The organism is Candidatus Cloacimonadota bacterium (genome assembly GCA_011372345.1).
GTDB lineage: Bacteria > Cloacimonadota > Cloacimonadia > Cloacimonadales > TCS61 > DRTC01.
Window position 1 is genome coordinate 1 of sequence record DRTC01000468.1, and the last position, 5,408, is coordinate 5,408.

Sequence of the window (5,408 nt, forward strand, 5' to 3'; positions counted from 1 at the left end):
CAGGAATATGGTCACCGGATTTCGAGATAAAGGTGCTGTTTTTGAAAATTTAGTGTATTTTAAGATGAAAAAATTCAACCCCTGTTATGTTTATCAAAATGGGATCGAAATAGATTTTAAGACGGATAATTTTCTGATAGAAGCAAAATATAATTCCGAAATGACGGAAAAACAAAAACATTTATTTGAACAGATTTCTTCTGAAAAAAAAATTGTTGTCGATTCGGTCGAGTCATTTCTAAATCTGGTCTAAATCTGGGTTCGATTTTGGGAAAATGATCTCAAGACCTTACGGATGGTCGAGGAACGATTTAAAATCCTGAAAACTCTTTCATATATTCCAATAGGATTAGACCTCCGTAATGGTCGGTGCTTTCCGATGTCAACCATTGCGAAGGTTCAGCAAGAAGAATTCCTCTGCTTGTAACCATTCGCAAGGTTATATATCTGCGGTTAAAATAAAGGAAAAACTAAATGCCACATTCTCATTTTCACGGTGGTTCCGAAGATGATATTCAGAACAAAATGTATGATAAAGTTCTGTTTAAAAGGTTGATCGCATTCCTGAAACCTTATAAGTTTCTGGTATTCATTTCATTTATTCTTTTGCTTCTCATCGCAGCGGCAGAACTAACTTTACCGTATATCACAAAGGTTGCGGTCGATGACCTGATCGCTTCCAGGAAAAGTCTGCTCGAATTTGAATCAACCAGTGAAAAAGATGATTTTATCAAAAAATATAAAAAGATAAAATTTCAGGATTTTCATTTTAAGGAAAAGTATTATCTGATTTTCTCAAACACAAAGCTCAATCATTTTGAAAAAGGTGAAATCAAAGAATTAGAAAAATCCGGAAGATTTTTTCAGAATATTTTAGTTCTGGATAATACCGAAAAAAATAAAGGAATTTTGAGTAAGATAGAACCAATCGAAATTTCCGAAAAGAAAATGGCGATTCAATCCTCTGATTTGAATGATTTAAAAACTTCAGGACTAATTTCCAAACAGGAAATGAAAATCCTCCGATCGTCGGATATTTCAAAATTGAAGATGTTCGGGATTCTCTTTTTCGGGATAATATTTTTGCAGTTCTTGTTTACTTATTTTCAAATCTTTACGGTCAATTATGCAGCACAAAATGCAATGTATGATCTGCGGCTCAAACTTTTTTCTCATCTCGAAAAAATGCCGCTTTCATTTTTTGACAAAAATCCGGTTGGGAGACTGGTAACCCGCGTGACGAACGATGTTCGCACTCTCGATGAAATGTTGAGCGAAGGACTCATCAAACTCATTCAGGATATGTTCGTGCTGGTCGGGATCATCATCATGATGCTCATCCTGAACTGGAAACTGGCTCTGGTCACCTTCACTATCCTTCCTTTCCTGATCATACTTTTGATCGTTTTCAAAAACAAAGTTCGGGTTGCATATCGGATTGTAAGGAAGAAGATTGCGAGCATAAATTCCGCTTTATCTGAAGATATTTCCGGTGTGAAGATCATCCAGCTTTTCAATAGACTTGCTCATAAGAAAAAGGAATTTGCAAAGATCAACAACGAATACTATCAAGCCTCGATGCGCCAAATGCGAATCTTCGCTTCCTTCAGACCTGTCATTCATTCTCTGCGACGAGTTGCAGTTGCTATTCTGGTCTGGTTCGGATTGGGACAGGTTTTGCAGAATTATATTACGCTCGGGATTTTCATGGCTTTTATGAGTTATGTGGACAGATTCTTCGAGCCGATCGATCATTTGAGCGAGAAATTCAATATCCTGCAGGCAGCGATGTCCGGCTCTGAAAGAATATTTGATTTGATGGATAAACCTGTCGAAGAAGGAAATAGGAGAGAGGAGAAAGGAGATAGGAAACGGGAAACAGGAGATCAGGCTTCGCTGCGCTACGCCCGGACAAGTAGGAAAAAGAAAATTGGATTTCGGGGCGAGATCGAATTCCAGAATGTGTGGCTGCAGTATAAAGAAAATGAAGATGTTTTGAAGAATGTTTCCTTTAAAGTGAAAGCAGGTGAGAAGATCGCACTGGTTGGTCATACTGGTTCAGGGAAAACTTCCATCATCAGTTTAATTTCGGGATTATATCCGTTTCAAAAAGGGGAGATAAAAATAGATGGGAAAGACATTCGGGATTATTCATTAGAAGATTTGCGGAGAAATATCGGGATCGTGCAGCAGGATGTTTTTCTTTTTTCCGGAACGATCAAAGAGAACATCGTTTTGAACGACAAGACAATTTCCGAGGAAAGAATGCAGCAGGTTTCCAAATATGTAAATGTCCACAAATTTATTGAAAAGCTTCCCCAAAAATACAACGATCCGGTAATGGAGCGTGGAGCGACTTTCTCTGTCGGACAGCGACAGCTTATCGCTTTTGCACGGGTTCTGGCATATGATCCGGCAATTTTCGTACTCGATGAAGCAACTTCCAATATCGATACGGAAACCGAAATCCTCATTCAAGATGCTCTGAAAAAACTGATGGAAAACCGCACTTCCATCATCATTGCACACCGGCTTTCCACGATCCAGCATGTTGACCGCATTCTGGTTCTGCATAAAGGTGAAATTCGTGAAGAAGGAACACATCAGGAATTGCTGGCAAAAGAAGGTTTGTATTATGATCTTTATCGGTTGCAGTATTTGTAATTCAACATAGAGAACAATGAAAAACACTGATATGTAATCCAAACAATTCAGTTGGAAAAATATAAACTTGCCAAATTTCTGAAATTTGGAAAGTTTGAATTAGAAGGTTAGGCGATGCTAACTCATAAAACTTTTTTAGAAGAAGCCCTAAAGATGGGACCTGTTGAGAGAGCGCATTTAGTTGAAGATTTAATGGCAAGTTTCCTAATATACTCACCTTTTTTTCTTTACACAGTTACTCTGTCTAAAAATTTCTAACACAAAATTATATTAATTTCTTTTCGCGACCTTTCGTGTAATTCGTGGGGAGAAGATAATTGTGTAAATTAGTATTCATTCGCGGTTTAGAAAAAGAGGAAAAATATGTTAAGCAGCAAAGAAATCAGAAAGCAATTCATTGATTTTTTTATCGATAAAAATCACAAAGCGGTTAAGTCTGCTCCCGTCATTCCTATTGATGATCCGACTTTACTTTTCACGAATGCCGGCATGAACCAGTTCAAAAATATCTTTATGGGACAGACGAAACCTGAATTTCTGCGTATTGTTAATACTCAAAAATGTATTCGTGCCGGCGGCAAACACAACGATCTGGAAGAAGTTGGAAAAGACGGTTATCATCACACATTTTTTGAGATGCTCGGTAATTGGAGTTTCGGAGATTATTACAAAAAAGAAGCAATAACCTGGGCTTGGGAACTTCTTACCGATATCTGGAAACTGCCGAAAGATAAACTCTTTGCAACAGTTCACAAAACCGATGAGGAAGCATATAATTTCTGGAAAACAGAAACTGATATCGATCCATCACATATCGAATTTCACGGTGATAAAGATAATTTCTGGGAAATGGCAGCAACCGGACCCTGTGGACCTTGTTCCGAAATTCATATCGATCGCGGGATCGAGTTCTGCAATCTGCAGGATGATCCGAATCATAAATGTAAAGTGAATGGAGATTGCCATCGATACATCGAACTCTGGAACCTGGTTTTTATCCAGTTCAATCGCGATGAAAGCGGAAAACTGCATCCGCTTCCCAACAAATTTGTCGATACCGGAGCAGGATTTGAGCGAATAGTGCAGGTTCTGCAAAACACTGATTCCAATTATCATACCGACCTTTTTATGCCGATCATCGAGAAAATTGCAGAAATTTCAGGAATTAATTATAAAACCAATTGCCACGAAAATGCACAAAAGACACAAAATAAACAAAAACAAAACTCCGTGTCCTCCGTGCATTCAGTAGTTAATTATGACGGAACTTCTCATCGAGTTATAGCCGATCACATTCGGGCTTTGAGTTTCGCTCTTGCTGACGGCGGAATGCCTTCCAATGAAGGTCGAGGATATGTTTTGCGAAGAATATTGAGACGAGCCGCTAGACATGGAAGGATCCTTGGACTGAAAAAACCGTTTCTTTATGAACTTGTCGAATCGGTCGCGGATTTGTTAGGAAATCATTTTTCCGAACTAAAGGAAAAGCAATCTCATATTAAATTGATCATCAAAGCGGAAGAAGAAAGATTTAATCTGACTCTCGATAATGGAATTACGAAGTTCAGGGAAATAACAAAAGGGACAAAGGACACAGTTCAAGGAAAAAGTAAGATCATTACCGGAAAAGACGCATTTATGCTTTATGATACTTTCGGTTTTCCACTCGATCTGACTAAAGTTATGGCAGAAGAAAAAGGATTGGAAGTCGATGAACAAGGCTTTCACAAAGAAATGGATAAGCAGAAAAAACGCGCTCGAGATGCAGCAAAATTCGATCTGAATATCGAAGAAATAGACTGGATAGAATTCCAATCCACAAAAAAAACAGATTTTGTCGGCTATCAGTTTAATAGCGCTTCCTGTAAAATTCTAAAATATTTTATCGATGATGAGAATAATGTTAAAATTGTTCTCGATAAAACTCCATTTTATGCTGAATCCGGAGGTCAAGTTGCAGATATTGGAAGAATTTTTAATAATGAATGTGAAATAAAGATCACAAATGTGCAAAAGGAAAATGATGTTTGGATCCATCTTGGAAAACTTGTTTCAGGAGAGATCAATGAGCAGGAATTTACAGCAATTATCGAGAGTGACTATCGGAAAAATATCGCTCGTAATCATACTGCAACTCATCTTCTCCATAAAGCATTAAGAGAAGTTGTGGGTGATCATGTCCAACAAAAAGGTTCTCTTGTGAATTCAGAACATCTGCGTTTTGATTTTACTCATTTCCAACAGGTTACCAAACGGGAACTGGATTTTGTGGAAAAAATCGTTAATCAGAAAATCCGCGAATGCATTCCTCTCCAAACTGAATATAAAAATATCGATGATGCGAAAAAAGAGGGAGCAACTGCTCTTTTTGGAGAAAAATATGATGCAGAAGTTCGCGTCGTTTCCATCGGAGATTTTTCCAAAGAACTTTGCGGTGGAACTCATCTGAATTTTACTGGAGAAATTGGCTTTTTCAAGATAACTTCCGAATCCTCGATCGCTGCCGGAATCCGCAGAATCGAAGCTATAACCGGAGAACGAGCAGAAAATTATGTGAAAGTAATGGAAGAGGAATTTGATGAGATCGGCAGGTTCTTGAATACTCCGCAATTCAAAGTAATGGAAAAAATGAAGAAAATTTTATCCGAAAATAAAGAACTGCATTTGAAGATCAGGAATTTCAGAATTAAATCTTCCGGAAGTAAAATGGACGAATTGATCAAACACGCTCTACTCATAAATAA

2 protein-coding genes are annotated in these 5,408 nt (G+C 37.8%); both read left to right on the forward strand.

The window, feature by feature from the left end; translation table 11 throughout:
• Positions 1-474: 474 nt before the first annotated feature.
• Positions 475-2,664, forward strand: a complete 2,190-nt coding sequence (locus tag ENL20_09070) for an ABC transporter ATP-binding protein (GenBank protein ID HHE38708.1) — start codon at positions 475-477, stop codon at positions 2,662-2,664.
• Between the two features lie 363 nt (positions 2,665-3,027).
• The coding region (gene alaS / locus ENL20_09075; GenBank protein HHE38709.1) for an alanine--tRNA ligase at positions 3,028-5,408 on the forward strand (2,381 nt) is incomplete at its 3' end.

Coding starts and splice junctions, on each gene's coding strand:
- ENL20_09070 (HHE38708.1), top strand. CDS start 475: ATGCCACATTCTCATTTTCACGGTGGTTCCGAAGATGATATTCAGAAC.